The following is a 17,946-nucleotide window of genomic DNA, read 5'->3' on the forward strand; positions in this document are numbered from 1 at the left end:
ACTATTTTATTAATTATTTATCTATTTATCCATACAATTCCATCAAAATTTTAAGGAGAGACGATGAAATTAGTTTTATTGTTTTCGATATTGGCTAGTCTTGCTTTGGGGCTTGATTGCAACGCCAAGACCTATTGCTCGCAGTTTAGCAGCTGCGAAGAGGCGACGCGGTATCTGCGAGAGTGTGGCAGGGCTCAGGAGGGCGGCACCCAGCATACCGATGGCGACGGCGACGGCGTGCCGTGCGAAAAACAGCTGTGCGGCCGTAATGGTCATAAATTTAGCGGATTTTCTAGCGCGCGCGATGAAAAGAGCGAAGTTTCAAATTTAAAGGGCGCTGCCGACTCATGCGGTGCGGAGAAATTTAATGGTAGCGTTATAGCTATAAAATTTGCTTCATAAGTGCGAAATTTTATCTCGGCGCATCTTTAAATTTATAATATAAAGCGCGCCGCGATCTAATGCCGCTGTCCCGTCAAATTTGCATCGCTAGATTAAATTTCATTATAAGCGGGCCGATAAATTTTATGTTTATCGGCTGCGGGCAGTATCCGTTACCGAAATTTTGATCCCAAACGCCTCATAAATCCTTATAAATTTACCAGCCTTTACCTGCCGCAAATTTAAATTTCGCTACAATCGCTTTTTAAAATTTTGCGCCGAGTGCGCGCAAGAAGCAAAATTTAAAGGATCAAGATGGATTTTACGATAGACGCCGCGGACGGCGCGGCGCGCGCCTGCACGATCCGCACGGCGCATAGCACGATCCGTACCCCCGTTTTTATGCCGGTCGGCACCGTGGGCGCGGTCAAGGCGCTCGATGCGACGGACGTAGAGCGGCTCCTGGACGCGCAGATCATCCTCGCCAACACCTATCATATGTATCTGCGTCCGGGCTCGCGGATAGTGGCGGAGTTCGGCGGGCTGCACGGATTTACGAAATTTCCCCGCAGCTTTTTGACCGACAGCGGTGGCTTTCAGGCTTTCAGCCTGCGCGCAAACACCAAAAACGACGAGGGCGGCATAAAATTTAAAAGCCACATCGACGGCAGTATGCATTATTTCACGCCGCGCTCGGTGCTGGATACGCAGTATGAGCTGAATTCCGATATTATGATGATTTTGGACGATTTGGTGGAGCTGCCGCGCGAGCCTGGCGCATTGAGCTGCGATGATAGATCGCGGCTTAAAAAGCGGGTCGATCTAAGCGTCGCGCGCACGATAAAATGGGCTCGCGAGGCGATAGATTATCACGAGACCATGAAATCTCGCGGTCTGCACGCGCATCAAAACATCTTCGGTATCATCCAAGGCGGCACCGACCCGCAAGCTCGCAAATTTTGCGCCGAAGCGCTGTGCGAGATGAGCTTTGACGGGCTTGCTATCGGAGGGCTCAGCGTGGGCGAGAAAAACGAGCTGATGTACGACACGGTAGAAGCTATGATGCCATACGTCGATGCGGCGCGCCCGCGATATTTGATGGGGGTCGGCACGCCCGAAGATCTCGTCGAAAACGTCGCTCGCGGCGTGGATATGTTCGACTGCGTGATGCCTACGCGAAATGCGCGCAACGGCACGCTATTTACGAGCTTCGGCAAGATCAGCATCAAAAACGTGGGCTTTATCAGCGATCACGATCCGATCGATCCGCACTGCGACTGCTACACGTGCAAGCGCTTCAGCCGCGGCTATCTAAATCATTTATTTCGCGCGCGCGAGCTTAGCTTTTACCGCCTCGCGAGCATTCACAATCTATACTATTACCTGCGCCTTGCCGCAGATATGAGAGAGGCGATCGTGCAAGGGCGGTTTGCGGAGTTTAGGCGTGAATTTTACGCCGCACGAAGCACGGCGCGAGATTAAATTTCAGCAGGCGAGGGCGTTTAAATTTGATATGCTAGTCAAATTTTACGCCGTAGCTGCGGTGACGGGGCGGAATTTAATACGGCGTGCGGGCAGCTAAATTTAAACGCGACAAGATGCGCGGGCGATGAAATTTAATTAGCTGCGGAGCGAGGAGCTTATAGCGCGAAATTTAAAATTTTAATGAAGCGGGGCGTGCCGGTAGGCTTTTTGAAATGAACCGCGTTAAGGCAAAATTTAGCCCCAGTTAAAATTTAGAGGGCTAAATTTAAATTTCATGAATCTATGGGCGGCAGAAACTCTCGCTCCACTAAATTTAAAAGGCTAAATTTAGTTGCGCGAGCGCTAGCTTAAATTTTAGCCTTTTTTATGCGGCGCAAACAGATGAACGAAAATATATAAAACGGCGCGGAGATTGCGAAAATAACGATGTGTTTCCACGCCATAGTATTAAAATCTATGCCGGTGCTTTGCGCGATCTGTGTCGGAAGCCCCGCAAATGCATCCATTAAGCCGATTGCGATAATAGCGCAAAGCTCCACCGCAAGCGCGATGAGAAACGGCAAGGAGCCCTTGGTCGTGAAGATGAGATACAAAAACGCCTTGAGCTTATAGCAATACGACAGCAGCCCAAACAGCGCCACGGCGATGCTAAAGATCGCTATGTAGGCGTCAAGTCCTATGGTTTCGTTCTGCAAAACCGTGGCGACGACGCAGATTATCAAAAATATATTGTAGCTCGTGATCTGCCGCACTGCGTATTGATCGTGCCTGGCGGCCGACAGGAAGATAAATACTTGATTTAGCGGCAGGATGTAGCTTAGCGCAAAAATCAGATATATAAACAAATCAAAGGTAAGCGAGACGGTGTTTTGATTGACATACTCTTCGATCTGCTTAAAAGACAGCAGCGACTCGGTGATCTGGGCCCTAAAAATCAAAGCGATGCCGATTAAAATAAGCGGCATAATGTAGGCCTTGATACCGCTCATCCGGATAGGGTTGGTGTAAATTTTACTTTCGAGGCTCTCGCCCTCGCGTAGATCATCGGTTTGGACGAACTCAAATCCAAAGAATTTCGGTTTTTTTGCACTAGCAGGCTTAGCTTTGCGGTTAAATTTAAATTTATTAAATTTTTTTGCGACCTTCGTTTCTTTTACGGCAGATATATCGTTTGCAATATTTTCGGTAGAGCTTTGAAAGAATGGCGCTTCGGATACATTGTTTTCTGCGGAATTCTTATCGCCAAAAATTTCATCGTTTTGCTTTGCAGATTCTTTTGGCTGTGGGGCTACTTTTTGCGTTACGCGGTCTTTGGATTTAGAGCCCTCGACGCGCTTTATATTTATCGCGCTGGATGCTAGCGTGTCGAAGCTTACTTCATCGCCGTCGGTTAGGCTAGGATCGCGCTCGCCTAGCATTTCGTAGCTATACTCGACCCCGCCCGTGGCGACTATGACATTTTCACCTCTGATAAATCCGATAAGTCTCATATACTAACATTCCCCGATTTTTTAATGAGAAATATTAGTCAAAATGAACTTAAAAAACGATTATTCTACGGTGACGCTTTTGGCTAAATTTCGCGGCATATCCACGTCATTGCCAAGTCTGACGGAGATTTCAAGAGCTAGAATTTGTAAAATTATCATCATCTCAAAAAACTCGCTCATCGCGTGGCTCTGCTCGCTCGTTTTGATAAAATCATCCGCGATCTCTGGTTCTTCCGGGCTGATGGCTAAAATATACGCATCGCGCGCGGCAAGCTCTTCAACATTGCTTTTGGTTTTTTCGTAGAGCAAATGCTTTGGCATCAGCGCAACCGTAAAGAGATTAGAATCGGCAAGAGCGATCGGTCCGTGCTTCATCTCGCCGCTTGGATAGCCCTCCGCGTGCAGATAGGAGATCTCTTTGAGTTTGAGCGCGCCCTCAAGAGCGAGCGGATAGAAAATATCGCGCCCGATAAAGAAAAAGCCGTGTCCGTGCAGATAGTGCTTGCTCATGCGGTAAATTTTATCCTGCAAGCCGTCTTTGATCTTTAAAATTTGCGGGATATGAAGCATCGCCGAAATTTCAGCGGAATTTGTGCGCGCCGAGATGACTTCGCGCAGATTTGCAAGATACACGACGAACATCCATAGCACCATAACCTGCGTCGCAAAAGCCTTCGTGGAAGCTACGCCCTTTTCGATGCCGGCGCGAGTGAGGATCACGCTGCCTGCCATGCGCACAATCGAACTATTATCGACATTGCAGATCGCAAGCGTCCTAAGACCGGCTTTTTTAGCGATATGCAGCGCCTCTAATGTATCGGCGGTCTCGCCGCTTTGCGAGATCACGATAAATAAGGAATTCTTGTTTAAAAATGGTTCTTTATAGCGGAATTCGCTAGCAACTTCCACTTTCGTGCGGATTTTAGCGATGCGCTCGAAAAGATACGAACTTACGAGCGCGGCGTGATAGCTCGTGCCGCAGGCGCATAGCACGACCTCGTCGATGCCCTCAAACATCGCCTCGTCAAGTTCGTCAAATTTTATCTTGCCGCCCTTTATTACGCGCCCCATCATCGCTTCGGTTACGACTTGCGCTTGCTCGTAAATTTCTTTTTCCATAAAAAATCTAAAGCCCTCTTTTTGCGCATAGCCTTTATCTTTCGGAAGCTCGCTAAAGGCGCAATTATGCGGTTTAGAGTTTTTAAAAATGTCGATTTGCCCTAGTTTAGCGACGCCGTAAATTTGATCATCCAGATACGCGGCCGTATTCGCAAGCCCGATGAGCGGAGCGTCCGAGGAGCTAAAGAAAATTTCGTTTTTATCGTTTTTTGCGACGATCAGCGGAGCCGCGTTTTTAGCAAAGAAAATTTCGCCGGGTGCTGCCTTCGTGATCAAAAGCGTTGCGTATGCGCCTTTTAGCCGTTTAATTGTGGCTTCATATGCCTTAAATGCGTCGTTACTAGCCTTGAAATTTTTTTCAAAAAGATGTACGATCACTTCGGTATCGGTCTGGCTTAAAAATTTCACGCCGTCCGCTTCGAGCTCATCTTTTAGCTCGATGTAGTTTTCGATGATGCCGTTATGCACGACGAAGCTAAAATCTCCAAAATGCGGATGCGCGTTAAGCTCGGTGGGCTTTCCGTGCGTCGCCCAGCGAGTATGTCCGATCGCAACGCCAAAGCCTTGCGAAGTGAAATCTTTCATCTTTTCTTCGAGATTATTTAGCTTGCCGACTGCTTTGAAATACTTTATATTCGCACTTTCGTCCATCACGGCAAGCCCTGCGCTGTCGTATCCGCGATACTCAAGTTCTTTCAGTCCGTTTATTATGATTTTTTTCTTTTCGGCATTTCCTATGTAGCCTACGATTCCACACATTTTGCTTTCCTTATTTGAAATTTGGCGCCCATTTTACTACGCTATTTTAAATTAACAAAATTCGGCTCTAAATTTAGTCCGCTTATCCGTTTTGTAAGCAAAAAATTATATAATTAGCACAAAATTTGGCTTGGGAAATCGATGGAAATTTTAGAAAAATTACAAAGCGGCGAGAGATTAAATTACGAAGACGGCGTGAAATTATGGGATTTGGATCTTTTCGATCTGGGCAAATTCGCATTTAAAATTCGCAAAGAAAAAAACGGCAAAAACGTCTATTTTAACGCAAATCGTCATATAAACCCTTCGAATTTATGCGCAGATACCTGTAAATTTTGCGCATTTTCGGCGCACCGTAAGAACGAAAACGCTTACACGATGAGCGATGATGAGATCATGCGTATCGTGGACGAGACGGTAGCGCGCGGCACGAAGGAGATTCATATCGTAAGCTCGCACAATCCATTCGTTACGCCGCAGCAATATTTAGGAATTTTTAAAGCGATAAAGCAAAAATATCCGCTTTTGCACATCAAGGCGATGACCGCGGCGGAGATCGATTACTGGCGGCGAAAGTGGAAGATGAGCTACGAGGAGACGATAGAGCTGATGATGCAAAGCGGCGTGGATTCGATGCCAGGCGGCGGCGCCGAAATTTTTGACGAGGATGTGCGTGATAAAATTTGCAAAGGCAAGGTCTCAAGCGAGCAGTGGCTGCAAATCCACTCGCTGTGGCATGCGCGCGGGCGCCAGAGTAACGCCACGATGCTCTTTGGTCATATCGAAAGCCGCGCTCACCGCATCGATCACATCTTGCGCATCCGCGCGCTGCAAGATGAGAGCCTGGCTCGCGATAACGGCGGCGGTTTCAATGCCTTCATCCCGCTCGTGTATCAGCGCGAGAATAACTACTTGGATGTGAAGGGCTTTTTGGGCTCGGTCGAAATTTTAAAAACGATCGCGATTAGTAGAATTCTGCTTGATAACGTCACGCATATCAAGGCTTACTGGGCGACCTCGACGTTAAGCTTGGCCCTCGTAGCGCAGGATTTCGGCGCGGACGATCTTGACGGCACGATTGAGAACGAAAGTATTCAAAGCAGCGCCGGCGCCGGCAGCAAAAAAGGGCAGAGTAAGCGCGATTTTATCGATATGATCAGCACCGCAGGCTTTGTGCCGGTAGAGCGCGACAGCTTGTATAATCAGATCGAAATTTACGAATAAATTCTAAAGGAGGAGCAAGTGGAAAAATTCTTTCATCTCGCCGCCGCGAAAACGTCGGTAAGGCAGGAGCTTATCGCAGGGCTTACTACGTTTTTGGCGATGATTTACATCGTGCCGGTAAACGCTAACATTATGAGCATCGCAGGTATGCCGTTTGATGCGCTGGTTACGGCAACCGCGCTTATTACGATAATCGCGACGCTATTTAACGGGCTCTTTGCAAATACCCCCGTTGCGCTTAGCGTCGGCATGGGGCTAAATGCGTATTTTACCTTTGCGTTGTGCGTGGATGCTAAGATGCCGTGGCAGAGTGCACTTGGCATCGTAGCGATAAGCGGGACGCTTTTTACCGTGCTTTCGTTTACCAATTTTCGCGTTTGGGTTATTAAATCTATCCCACTTGATCTGCGTCGCGCCATAAGCGCGGGTATCGGCGCTTTTATCTGCTTCATCGGACTTAAACAGATGGGCGTCATCGCGCCTAGTCAGGCGACGCTAGTAACTTTAGGAAATTTAAAAGATCTAAACGTTTTGCTTGGAATTTTAGGCTTAGCGGTCGTGCTGGTGCTTTTCGTGCTTAGAATCAAGGCGGCGTTTATCTTAAGCATTTTGATTACTTCGTGCGTTGCGTGGGTGGCTGGAATTTCGCCCGCACCGCATGGCATAGTAAGCGCGCCAAGCGGCATAACGCCGATATTTGCTAAGCTAGATATCCCCGGAGCGCTAAAGCTCGCGTTCGTGCCTTTTATAATCACGTTTTTTATTACGCACTTATTCGACAGCATTGGCACGCTCACCGGCGTGGGAAACCGTGCGGGGCTTTTTGGAGAGAACAGCAAAGACGGCATGAAAAAACTATCTAGAAATTTAACCTCCGATGCGATAGGCAGCGTTGCAGGCGCCGTTATAGGAACGAGTACGGTTACTGCATTTGCCGAGAGCGCCAGCGGCGTGGAGGCGGGCGGTCGCACGGGACTTACCGCGGTATTTTGCGCTATGTTTTTCGTGCTGACGCTGTTTATGCTGCCGCTATTTAAGGCGATCCCGGCAAATGCGATCTATCCGATCCTCGTAATGGTCGGGGTTTTAATGTTTAGCGAGCTTGGCAAGATCGATTATAGCGACGCGGGAATTCTAATCCCTGCGTTTTTTATAGTATTTTTGATGCCCTTTACCTACTCGATCACCAACGGCTTAAGCTTCGGCTTCATCGCATATATCGTAGTTAGACTCGCTCAGCGCAGGATAGGGGATTTAAATTTCGGCGTTTTGACGCTTGGCGCGATTAGCGTTTTAGTATTTTTAATGCATTAAATTTTAAGGAAAGATATGAGATTTTATAGTTTTGAAGAGATGGATCGCGACGCAAGAGTTATAGCAAAGCAGGTTAGGGACGAATTTATGCCCGATGCAATCGTGGCGATCGCTAGAGGCGGGCTTACATTTGGCCACGCGCTAGCCAACGCGCTTGATATGCGGACGATATTTTCGATAAATTCTATCCACTACGCGGACACCAAAAAGCTCGACACCATCGACGTTTTCAACGTGCCCGATCTGGAGCTTTATAAGCGCGTGCTGCTGGTGGATGATATCATCGACAGCGGCGACAGCATGGTCGAGATCAAGCGCGTGCTGCTGGAGAAATTTCCGCAAATAGAGCTTAAAACGGCGGTGATTTTTTACAAACCCAAGGCGCTCATCCAGCCCGATTTTAAAATTTCAAAGACGGATGAGTGGATAAATTTCTTTTGGGAAAATTATACGATAGAGGAATGAAGCGGCGCGCGGTTAAATTTAGCGGCTAAATTTTAAATGATTCGGCGGCTTAAATTTTATAAATTTCGGCCGTAAAATTTAGGCTGTAAATTTAAAGCGCCCGCAGCGAGGTTGAGAGTGAAGAAGCTTTATCAAAACGAAATTTTCGTAATCTCCGTAATGTGCCTGTTTCAGGGCATATTTTTGCTTTATGCGATCTCAAATTTAAGCATCAGCTACTACGAGGCTGAAATTTTTTACGATAAAAAATCCCTCGTTTCGCTAATAGCAAATTTAAGCTGCGAAATTTTTGGGCGCAACGACTACGCCTTGCGCATACCGTTTATTTTGATCCACTTCGCAAACGCCGCGATGATCTATAAAATTTCAAAATTTATTCTAAAGCGCCGCTTCGATAGAGTGGTCGCTACGGCGCTATTTATGGCGCTTCCTGCGTCGATGAGTAGCGCGATTTTACTAAATCCGGCGGGCATCATCGTTTTTTTCACGCTGCTGGCGATCTATTTTGCAAAGAGCGAATACAATATCGCGCTTTTCGTGCTTCTATCCGTTTGCGCCTTGATCGATCGAGCGTTTTTTATGCTCTACGTAGGCTTTGGAATTTGGGCGCTTTATACGCGCAAAAAGGAGCTTTTGCTACTTTGCATAGCGCTATTTAGCTTCAGCGTGATCTTTTACGACGTAAGCTCGGAGGGCAAGCCGAAGGGATATTTTTTAGACACCGTGGGCGTTTTTGCGGGCGCGTTTTCACCTCTCGTGTTTTTATTTTTCATCTATACGATCTATAGAATTTGGATCAAAGAGGAAAAGAGCCTGCTGTGGTTCATCGCCACGAGCGCGCTTTGTCTGACGATGCTTTTTTCGCTAAGACAGCGCGTGCCGCTTGAGATGATGCTGCCGTATTGCGTCATCGCTACGCCTTTGATCATTCGGGTTTTGTTTAATTCATACCGTGTTAGATTGCCTAAATTTCGTACCTTTCACAAGATCGCCGTGGGTGTGACGCTGGTAAGCTTAGCGGTAAGCTATTTTGCAGTGATTTTTAGCGATGTGATGTATGAGGCGATGTTCGCAAACAAGCCGCAGCGGCATTTTATCTATAAATTTGACATAGCTAGGCAGCTGGCAAGTGAGCTAAAAAATCGCGGAGTAAAAAGCGTAAGCTGCGAGGACGAGAGGCTCTGCCTGCGCCTGAAATTTTACGGACTGCCTAGCGGAAGCGGCGCTTTTATCTACGCGGATGAGCCGGAATATGTCTCGGATCATAAAAATTCGATACAAAATATAGATATTTACAAGCGAGGCGTGCGAATTGCAAAATTTTATGTTAAAATATAAACAAAATTTTTATGAAAGGTAAAAATTATGAAAAAAGCATTTACTATGATAGAGCTGATTTTCATCATCGTGGTGGTTGGAATTCTAGCGGCGGTGGCGGTGCCTCAAATCAATCGAAATAGCCTTGTGGAGGCGGCAGATCAAGTAGCTGCTCATATTCGCTATACTCAGCAGCTGGCTATGAATGATAACAAATTCGATCCTGACGATCCTAATTGGTTTAAGAGATTTTGGAGGATTCAATTTACCGATCAAGGAGCACCGGGCTCTGCAGCAGGATGGCGATATAATATATATTGGGATAACGGAGCTTTCCCGGGTTCAAACGGACAACCAAATAGCCTAAATTCTATGGCAGCTGATCCGCAGAATCCTAACAAACTGCTTACTTCGGGCTTTGCTAGGCAACCTGCCAATACTGATGGTGCAAGAATGAATCAAAAGCTAAATTTAGGAGCAACATATAATATAAGAAATATACAATTTACTAATTGCGGTAATGGAAACAATCACACCATCTCCTTTGATTCTTATGGTCGCCCAATGGGGCAGTTAGCGAACTCTAATGTGCCATATGATAGGCTTTTTGTGGGCCAGTGCGTTATTACGCTTACCAATGATGCGAAAGAGACCGCTAGTATTACTATCGAGCCGGAGACCGGATACGTAAGATACACGCTAAATTCTAATACCGGCACAGCCGCGCAATAGGACTAATAAAATTTTTACTCAAATTTAAGTAAGCGCAAGGAGAATGATGAAAAAATATATAATGACGCCGATTTATTACGTAAACGACGTCCCGCACATCGGTCACGCATACACGACGATTATTGCCGATACGATGGCTAGATTTTACCGCCTGCAAGGACACGAGGTCTTTTTTAAAACGGGCACCGACGAGCACGGCCAAAAGATCGAAGAGGCCGCAGCCAAGCACGGCAAAAGCCCGAAGCAGTACGCAGACGGCGTGAGCGCTAAATTTAAAGACCTGTGGGACGAGTTTGACATCAGCTACGATATGTTTTCGCGCACTACCGATGCCGCGCACGAGGCGGCGGTGCAAAACGTATTTCGCAAGATGTATGAAAAGGGCGACATTTATAAGGGCGAATATGAGGGCAACTACTGCGTAAGCTGCGAGAGTTTTTTTCCTTCCAATCAGCTAATCGACGGCGAGTATTGCCCGGACTGCGGCAAAAAGACTAAAATTTTAAAAGAGGAGAGCTATTTTTTCAGACTTAGCGCCTACGCAGAGCGGCTTTTGAAATGGTATGAGGACGAAAAATGCATCCTTCCCCTAGGCAAAAAAAATGAGGTCGTAAGCTTCGTAAAAGGCGGTCTGAAGGATCTTTCGATCACGCGAACGGGCTTTGATTGGGGCGTTAAAATTCCGCCCGAGCTAAACGATCCAAAGCATGTGATTTACGTCTGGCTGGACGCGCTGATGGATTATCTCAGCTCGCTCGGATTTTGCGCGGGCGGCGAGCGGATGGAGTATTGGAGCGACGCGCTGCACATCGTGGGCAAGGACATTTTGCGCTTTCACGCCGTCTATTGGCCTGCGTTTTTGATGAGCCTGGGGCTAAATATGCCGCGCAGCGTCGCAGCTCACGGCTGGTGGACGCGAGACGGCAAAAAGATGAGCAAAAGCCTAGGCAACGTCGTGGATCCGCGCGAGGTCGCAAACGCCTACGGGCTGGAGCAGTTTAGGTATTTCTTGCTGCGCGAGGTGCCGTTCGGCCAAGACGGCGATTTTTCGCAAAAAGCGATTATCAACCGCGTAAATTCCGAGCTTGCCAACGAGCTTGGAAATCTGCTCAGCCGTATCGTCGGCATGAGCGCGAAATATTCGGACTACATCATAAATTCCAAAGACGTTATGAAATTTTTCACCGCCGAGATCGAGGAAGCGAACTCCTATCTGAGCGCCGCACTTAACGCGCTTGAGGAGGTCGCTACCAATAGATATTTGGAGGAGCTTTGGAGGGCGCTTGCTCTTGCGAACGCTTCGATTGCGAAATACGAGCCGTGGAATTTGATGAAAAACGGCGAACAGGCTAAGGCGCTAGCTCTCGTCGCATTGGTCACAAATATTCTGGCTAAAGTTGCCGTGCTGCTAAGCCCCGCGATGCCGAAGACGGCGGCACGTATCGCAGACACGCTCGGCTTTGAAATATCCACTCCGCTTTATGAGAAGCTAGTGCTTCGCGGCGAAATTTTAGATTTTAAGGCTAAGCCGTGCGAGCCGCTTTTTACCAAGATCGATCACGAGCTAATGCCGAAGGCGGACTACGACAGGTTGGATGGCGCTGCAAATTCTGCAAGCTGTTCGGGTACAGACGTCGCGGTAAAAGGCGCGCCAAATTTAAATGCAAACGCTTCCTGCTCGGGCGCTACGGCGCAAGAAGCCAAAGGCGCGGCATCTGAAACTCAAATCAAAATCGACGATTTTAAAAAATGCGTTATAAAAGTCGGTACGGTTTTGGAGTGCGAAAACATTGAGGGCAGCGAGAAGCTACTGCGATTTATGATCGATTTGGGCGAGGAGAGGCCGCGCCAAATCATCAGCGGTATCGCGAAATTTTACGATCCTGCCGCGCTCATCGGCAAGCAGATCTGCGTGCTGGCAAATTTAAAACCCGCTAAAATTTTTAAACATAGCAGCGAGGGTATGATTTTAAGCGCCGAGGACGGCAGCCTTACGCTGCTTAGCACTCTCGCGCCCGTAAAAAACGGCGCGATCGTAGGTTAGCGATGAGGGCTCTAGCGCGCAAGGCTTCGAAGCTCGCTATCTACGGCGCGGCTGGGCTCTGCGCGCAAAAAAGCGCCGCTTCGGATAAAATTTTAAAGCTTTGCCGCAACTCCTCCCTTGCCGCAAAGATCGGTGCGGGCGGACTTGTATGCGCGACACCATTGGCGCTGAAGCTCGGTGTGGGAGTTGCTTTAAAATTTGCAGCGCGTAAAATTTTAACATTCGGAATTTGCGAACTGTCGAAGTTCGTCGCTTTAAAATGTGCAAAGCTCGGCGCGCGCGCGGTTGTGCGCTCATTTTTTCGCACCGATAAATTTACGGATGAGCGCACGAAAAAGCGCGCAAGCGCGGATAACGAAAATTTTAATGCAGGCGTTACGCCGCACAGAAAGCACACGGCGAGCGTTTCTAGCGCGAGCATTAAAAAGGACGCCTCACTTTCCAAAAGCATCTCTGCTAAAAAAAATTCAGCGACAAAAACCGTGCCCGCAAAAAGATCTCCGCTCGCTAAAAAACCCGCATCTGTCGCAAAACCTGCATCGACCACTAAAAGTATCGCGCCCGCCGCAGCTTCCGTATCTGTCGCAAAATCAGCGTCCGTAAAAAGCACCGCGCAAAATAAAATTTCCGCAGCTAGCGTAAAATCGGCAGCGGCTAAAAATGCCTCTCGGAGCGCAAAATCTCGCCGTATCGCAAAAAATACTGCTACGCCTGTCGTAATCGCCGCAAAAGACGCTGCCGCGTCCGGCGCAACCTTCGCATCTACCACAAAGCATCCGCGCCGCGCCGCAAAGAGCGCGTCCGCCAAAAGCTCCGCCGTAGGGAAGTCGTAATGGTAAATTTATTAAATTTAACCCGCATCGTAAACGGAACGATGCTAAATAATCCTGCGATCTCCGCTGTCGAGAGCTTTGCGATCGAACCCGCAAAGGTCGCGAAAAAGGGCGCTTTCATCGCACTCGGCGCAAACGAGCGCGACGTGCGCACCGCGATCGATAACGGCGCGTATGCGATCATTTTCGATAACAATTTCAAGCCGCTTAACGACGAGATCGCCTTTATAAAGGTCGAAAATTTATGCTCGGCGCTCGTGCGACTGATAAAATTTTTGGGCGAGACGTGGCGGCACGGCTTCGTGCTGATAAACGAGGTGCAAAGCGAGATCTTGCGATACACGAGCGTGCCGAAAAATTTGATGTTTGCGCCGCGCAGCAAGGGTGAACTTTTTATCAGCCTGATGAATGCCAAAGAGAAAAATACCTACTTCACCACCGACGCCGATCTTTTGCAAAGCCTCGGAATATCGCCAGTCACGATTCCCGCGAGTGATGATTTTAGGCTGCTTTACGGCGGCTCGATATTTTACAGCAGCTTCGTTTTCGGCGGGCTTTATTATTCAAGCTTAATCTTTCCGCAGCTGTTTTTACCCGAGCTATGCGGCGTGATCGAGTATCTCTCGCGCAAAAACATACCCTTTAAATTTCAAAGCTTAAGCGCATTCGGCCATTTCGAGCCCATTTTTGTGGATCGATTTTTTAACGTTAGCTCGCTTGGCGGAAGCTACCGCGCCTTTATCGCCGAGAGCGATCCTGAGCTTTTTGCGCGCGAGGCGGATTTTTTGCGGGCGAAATTCCGCGAAAAAATTATCGTCTGCGCTAGCTGGGAGGACCGATTGGACGGCGTTAAGATCGACTTTCGCTTCAATAAGCTAAGCGCGCTAAAGAGCCTTCCGGAGTTTCACTACGCGCTGGTTTTTGCAGAAAAGAGCGCGATCTTGCAGCTTCTAAATCAAAAACCGCAAGAAAGAAATCTATTTTAGCCTCAAGGAGATCGGTATGAAAAGACGAAATTTTATTAAATTTGGCGCAGTAGCGGCTATTGCGCCGATAGTATCAAGCGCTAAAACCACGCACGAGGATAAAATAGAGCAGAATAAAGCCGCTATGAAGCGCTTTGAGACGGCGATAAATACCGCGGACGAAGCGCTTTTAAACGAGCTTGTGGATCCCGAAGCGCCGTTTGTCACGCCCGCATCGAAAGATCCGCTTTACGGCGGCAGCGGCTACAATGCGATCATAAAAATGATGCGTGCAAGCTTCCCTGATGTGCAGTGGGCGATGCAGGACATGGTCGCGGACGAGAGATGCGCGGCGGTGTATTGGCTTTGCAGCGGCACTCACAAGCATGATTTTATGGGCATCGCGCCTACGGGGCGAAAATTTAGCGCGCGGGTGATGAATTTTTATTACTTTAACGAGCGCGGCAAGATCGTAAACGATGTCGCAGCCGAGGGGATGATCGCCATACTGCGCGCCATCGGTACATGCGATAAATAATATGGCGAGAGCTCATTATGGGATTATTGAATTGAAAGAGGGCGATGGACTACATTAAAATTCTGCGCGAAAATGGGCTATTACGCGAGGTAAAGGAGCAGATCGGCACCGAGCTTGAGATAGCGCACGCAAGCTATATCGAGGTTAAGCGCGAGCACTCGCAAGCGCTGCTTTTTACGAATGTGCGAAACGCGCAGGGCAAACGGATGCCGCCGGTGCTAAGCAATATTTTCGGCTCCTTCGAGGCGTTAAATTTAATCCTCGGTCGCGAACCTGACGAGATCGCCGCCGAGATCGAGAGCCTGCTAAAGCCGAAACGTCCGCAAAGTTTTAGCGAAAAGCTTGATTTTTTGACGCACTTAATCACGCTGCGTAAAATTTTTGTAAAGCGCCTTAACGGTCGCGGCGAGTGCCAACAGGTCGCGCATCTGGGCGCTGATGTAGATTTGGGCGAGCTTCCCGTGCTTAAGACCTGGGAGGGTGACGGCGGCGCCTTTATCACGATGGGGCAGGTTTATACGAAGGATCTGAACTCGCAAACGCAAAATCTCGGCATGTATCGCCTGCAAATTTACGGGCGCGACCGCTTGGGGATGCACTGGCAGATACACAAAGACGGCGCGGGCTTTTTTGACGAATATCGCAAAGCGGGGCGCAAGATGCCCGTATCCGTGGCGATCGGCGGCGATCCGCTCTATATCTGGTGCGGTCAGGCGCCGCTACCGAAGGGGATTTTTGAGCTGCTACTTTACGGCTTCATCCGCCGCAGCTCGGCTCGCCTCGTAAAATCGCTTACGAATGAAATTTACGTTCCCGCGGACGCTGATTACGTGATCGAGGGCTTTGTCGATCCCGCAGTAAGCGAGCCGGAGGGACCTTTCGGCGATCACACGGGATATTACACGCCGGTAGAGCCATTCCCAGTGATGGAGGTTAGCGCGATCACGCACAAGCGCGCGCCCGTATTTCACGCCACCGTCGTCGGCAAGCCGCCGCTTGAGGATAAATTTATGGGATACGCGACCGAGCGGATCTTTTTGCCGCTGTTTCGTACGAGCGCGCCCGATCTGATCGATTATAAAATGCCCGAGAACGGCGTATTTCACAACCTAATTTTGGCTAAGATCGCCGTGCGCTACCCCGCTGCGGCTAAGCAGATCATGCACGCGTTTTGGGGCGTGGGGCAGATGAGCTTCGTAAAACACGCCGTTTTCGTGCCGCAAGACGCGCCGAGCTTGGATGAGTACGAAGCGCTTACGAAGTACGTCCTAAACCGCATAGGCGCGCGCAGCCTCGTTTTTAGCGAGGGTGTGTGCGATCAGCTCGATCACGCAAGCCCGAACTCCTGCTTCGGCGGCAAGCTCGGCATCGATGCGACGGCGGATTTAAGCTCGCAGGCGCCGCAAATTTTAAGCGACGAGGAGCTGCTAGCGAAATTTCAAAGCGGCGAGCCCGCTATTTTGGCGCTTAAGCAGCACTTTTGCGATACGAAAAACCCGCTCGTGCTGATAAACATAGACAAAAAAGAGCTTGTGGAGCGGAGCTGGCGGCGGCTTTTGAAATTTAGCGAGAATTTTAAAATTTTGATTTTTACAGATGCGAGAAACGACGCGAGCAACCTCTATATGAGCGTTTGGCGCATCGTAAATAGCATCGATGCGCTGCGCGACGTGTTCGTGACGCAGGACGATCGAATCTGCATCGACGCTACGAGCAAGCACGAGTGGGAGGGCTATACGCGCCGGTGGCCGCAGGAGACGCTCTGCAGCCGAGAAGTCGTAGCAAGCCTCATAGAGCGCGGCATCGTGCAGGATGAGCCCGAGTTATTTAAGAAATTTGAAATTTTTTGAGGGCGCGGGGCGGAATTTTCAGGGATTTGAAATTTTAAAATTTAGCTTTGGTTTTAAGGGCTGCGCGTTAAATTTAGATAGAATTTCATCTAAATTTACGGGCTCTAAGCGGTAAAATTTCATAAAATTTACCACTTCGCGAAGGCTAAAATTTTAAGGCGTAAAATTTGCTGCGGCGTAAATTTTAAAATTTCAAAAATTTTTTAAAGCGGTACAAAAGCCTGGTATAGCGCAAACAGGCACAAAATGAAAGGACATAAATGATAGAGTGGATACAAAATTTTTTTAGCGGAGTGATTCCGAAGCTGCTACTAAACGCGACGCTAGAGACGCTGTATATGACCTTCGTAAGCACGGCTTTGGCGTTTATTTTGGGGCTCGTGCTTGCGATCGTGCTTATCCTTACGCGTCGCGGCGGGCTGTGCGAAAACCGCCTCGTTTACGCCGTGCTGGACGTCGCGATAAATACGCTGCGAAGCTTTCCGTTTATAATTTTGCTGATCGTGCTCTTTCCGCTTACAAAGCTTCTTGTCGGCACGAGCATCGGCACTACCGCGGCGATCGTGCCGCTTACTATCGGCTCGGCGCCCTTTATCGCGCGGCTCATCGAAAGCGCGCTGCTGGAGGTAGATAGCGGCGTGATCGAGGCGGCGAAGAGCTTCGGCGCGAGCAAGACGCAGATAATCTTCCGCGTGATGTTCGTCGAAGCGCTTCCTAGCATCATCGGCGCGATTACGCTGACGCTCATCGTCATCATCGGATTTACGGCGATGGCGGGCACGGTCGGCGGCGGCGGGCTCGGCGACGTGGCGATCCGCTACGGTTTTCAGCGCTTCCGCCCCGATATAATGTCATATACCGTCGTAATCCTGATCGTGCTCGTGCAGATCATACAAAGTATCGGAAATTTACTTTATAAAATTACGAAAAAGTAGGCTTAAATCCATAGCTTAACGAGATATCAAATATTTTCTATTAGTATAAAATTGCAAAAAGTAGATCTTAAACTATAGACCGTTCATTTGTATAATCCGTTTACCAAACTATAAAATTATAAGAAAGGTAGGTTTGCAACGCTATGAATACCGCTTGAAATTCTATAATCGTAAGCAGTTAGATTTACCTGCCGTCAAGGTTTAAATTTAAGGTTTTGCGTAGCTAAAGCAAAGCTCGTGCCAAGACTTGTTTTGCGTAGAGTAAGCTTTATTTTTATAACAGGTCGCATCTTTGAAGCGGGCGATCGAAACTATGCTGGATAATTTTAAAATTTCATTGTCTAAAATTTAAAATTAGCCTAAATCTTAATGAAAAGCGTAAGTTGAAATTTGAAATTCTAAGGCACGGAATTTTAAAATTTTAAAATTTTAGACCTTACGAAATTTTGCTTATAAATTCTAAGACAAGCAGTTTTAAAATTTTATAATTTTAAG

Annotated in this window: 15 protein-coding genes; 13 read left to right on the forward strand and 2 right to left on the reverse strand. The window is 48.2% G+C overall.

The genetic code is table 11. The annotated features are described in order from the left end of the window. The first annotated feature begins 63 nt into the window (after positions 1-63). Both Q0224_RS04075 and tgt read left to right on the forward strand, forming a co-directional pair. The gene (locus tag Q0224_RS04075) at positions 64-402 is read left to right on the forward strand and encodes an excalibur calcium-binding domain-containing protein (RefSeq protein WP_297949311.1); all 339 of its coding nucleotides are present in this window, start codon (positions 64-66) and stop codon (positions 400-402) included. A 294-nt stretch (positions 403-696) separates the two neighbouring features. Next, complete coding sequence (gene tgt / locus Q0224_RS04080) at positions 697-1,863, forward strand: tRNA guanosine(34) transglycosylase Tgt (RefSeq protein WP_297949313.1); 1,167 nt, start codon at positions 697-699, stop codon at positions 1,861-1,863. Between the two features lie 350 nt (positions 1,864-2,213). On the opposite strand, the gene Q0224_RS04085 is transcribed toward tgt, so the two are convergent. Both Q0224_RS04085 and glmS read right to left on the reverse strand, forming a co-directional pair. Next, complete coding sequence (locus tag Q0224_RS04085) at positions 2,214-3,356, reverse strand: hypothetical protein (protein ID WP_297949315.1); 1,143 nt, start codon at positions 3,354-3,356, stop codon at positions 2,214-2,216. A 60-nt stretch (positions 3,357-3,416) separates the two neighbouring features. Next, positions 3,417-5,234, reverse strand: a complete 1,818-nt coding sequence (gene glmS, locus Q0224_RS04090) for a glutamine--fructose-6-phosphate transaminase (isomerizing) (RefSeq protein ID WP_297949317.1) — start codon at positions 5,232-5,234, stop codon at positions 3,417-3,419. Positions 5,235-5,375: 141 nt separating this feature from the next. Between glmS and mqnE the strand changes: the two genes are divergently transcribed. The 11 genes from mqnE (at position 5,376) to Q0224_RS04145 (ending at position 17,451) form a co-directional block, all read left to right on the forward strand. Beyond that, the gene (mqnE, locus tag Q0224_RS04095) at positions 5,376-6,458 is read left to right on the forward strand and encodes an aminofutalosine synthase MqnE (RefSeq protein WP_297949319.1); all 1,083 of its coding nucleotides are present in this window, start codon (positions 5,376-5,378) and stop codon (positions 6,456-6,458) included. A gap of 18 nt (positions 6,459-6,476) precedes the next feature. After that, the gene (locus Q0224_RS04100; RefSeq protein ID WP_297949320.1) at positions 6,477-7,772 is read left to right on the forward strand and encodes an NCS2 family permease; all 1,296 of its coding nucleotides are present in this window, start codon (positions 6,477-6,479) and stop codon (positions 7,770-7,772) included. A 15-nt stretch (positions 7,773-7,787) separates the two neighbouring features. Continuing rightward, positions 7,788-8,237, forward strand: a complete 450-nt coding sequence (locus Q0224_RS04105; protein WP_177386697.1) for a phosphoribosyltransferase — start codon at positions 7,788-7,790, stop codon at positions 8,235-8,237. A gap of 117 nt (positions 8,238-8,354) precedes the next feature. Continuing rightward, complete coding sequence (locus tag Q0224_RS04110) at positions 8,355-9,575, forward strand: hypothetical protein (protein WP_297949322.1); 1,221 nt, start codon at positions 8,355-8,357, stop codon at positions 9,573-9,575. Positions 9,576-9,602: 27 nt separating this feature from the next. Next, on the forward strand, positions 9,603-10,286 hold the full coding sequence (locus Q0224_RS04115) for a type II secretion system protein (protein ID WP_297882047.1): 684 nt from the start codon (positions 9,603-9,605) through the stop codon (positions 10,284-10,286). A gap of 46 nt (positions 10,287-10,332) precedes the next feature. Next, positions 10,333-12,330 carry a methionine--tRNA ligase gene (gene metG, locus Q0224_RS04120; protein ID WP_297949324.1) on the forward strand — a complete coding sequence of 666 codons (1,998 nt, stop codon included), beginning with the start codon at positions 10,333-10,335 and terminating at the stop codon, positions 12,328-12,330. A 2-nt stretch (positions 12,331-12,332) separates the two neighbouring features. Next, positions 12,333-13,163 carry a hypothetical protein gene (locus tag Q0224_RS04125; protein WP_297949326.1) on the forward strand — a complete coding sequence of 277 codons (831 nt, stop codon included), beginning with the start codon at positions 12,333-12,335 and terminating at the stop codon, positions 13,161-13,163. After that, positions 13,163-14,149 (forward strand): hypothetical protein, encoded by a 987-nt coding sequence (locus tag Q0224_RS04130; protein WP_297949327.1) that lies wholly within the window; start codon positions 13,163-13,165, stop codon positions 14,147-14,149. Before Q0224_RS04125 ends, Q0224_RS04130 begins: the two co-directional genes overlap by 1 nt. Positions 14,150-14,165: 16 nt before the next feature. Next, on the forward strand, positions 14,166-14,666 hold the full coding sequence (locus tag Q0224_RS04135; protein WP_297949329.1) for an ester cyclase: 501 nt from the start codon (positions 14,166-14,168) through the stop codon (positions 14,664-14,666). A 44-nt stretch (positions 14,667-14,710) separates the two neighbouring features. Beyond that, complete coding sequence (locus Q0224_RS04140; protein WP_297949331.1) at positions 14,711-16,516, forward strand: menaquinone biosynthesis decarboxylase; 1,806 nt, start codon at positions 14,711-14,713, stop codon at positions 16,514-16,516. Positions 16,517-16,776: 260 nt separating this feature from the next. Next, a complete protein-coding gene (locus Q0224_RS04145) occupies positions 16,777-17,451 on the forward strand; it encodes a methionine ABC transporter permease (protein WP_297949333.1) in 675 nt (224 codons plus the stop codon). Positions 17,452-17,946 lie beyond the last annotated feature (495 nt).

The sequence above is a fragment of the uncultured Campylobacter sp. genome (genome assembly GCF_938002845.1).
Classification (GTDB): Bacteria; Campylobacterota; Campylobacteria; order Campylobacterales; family Campylobacteraceae; genus Campylobacter_B.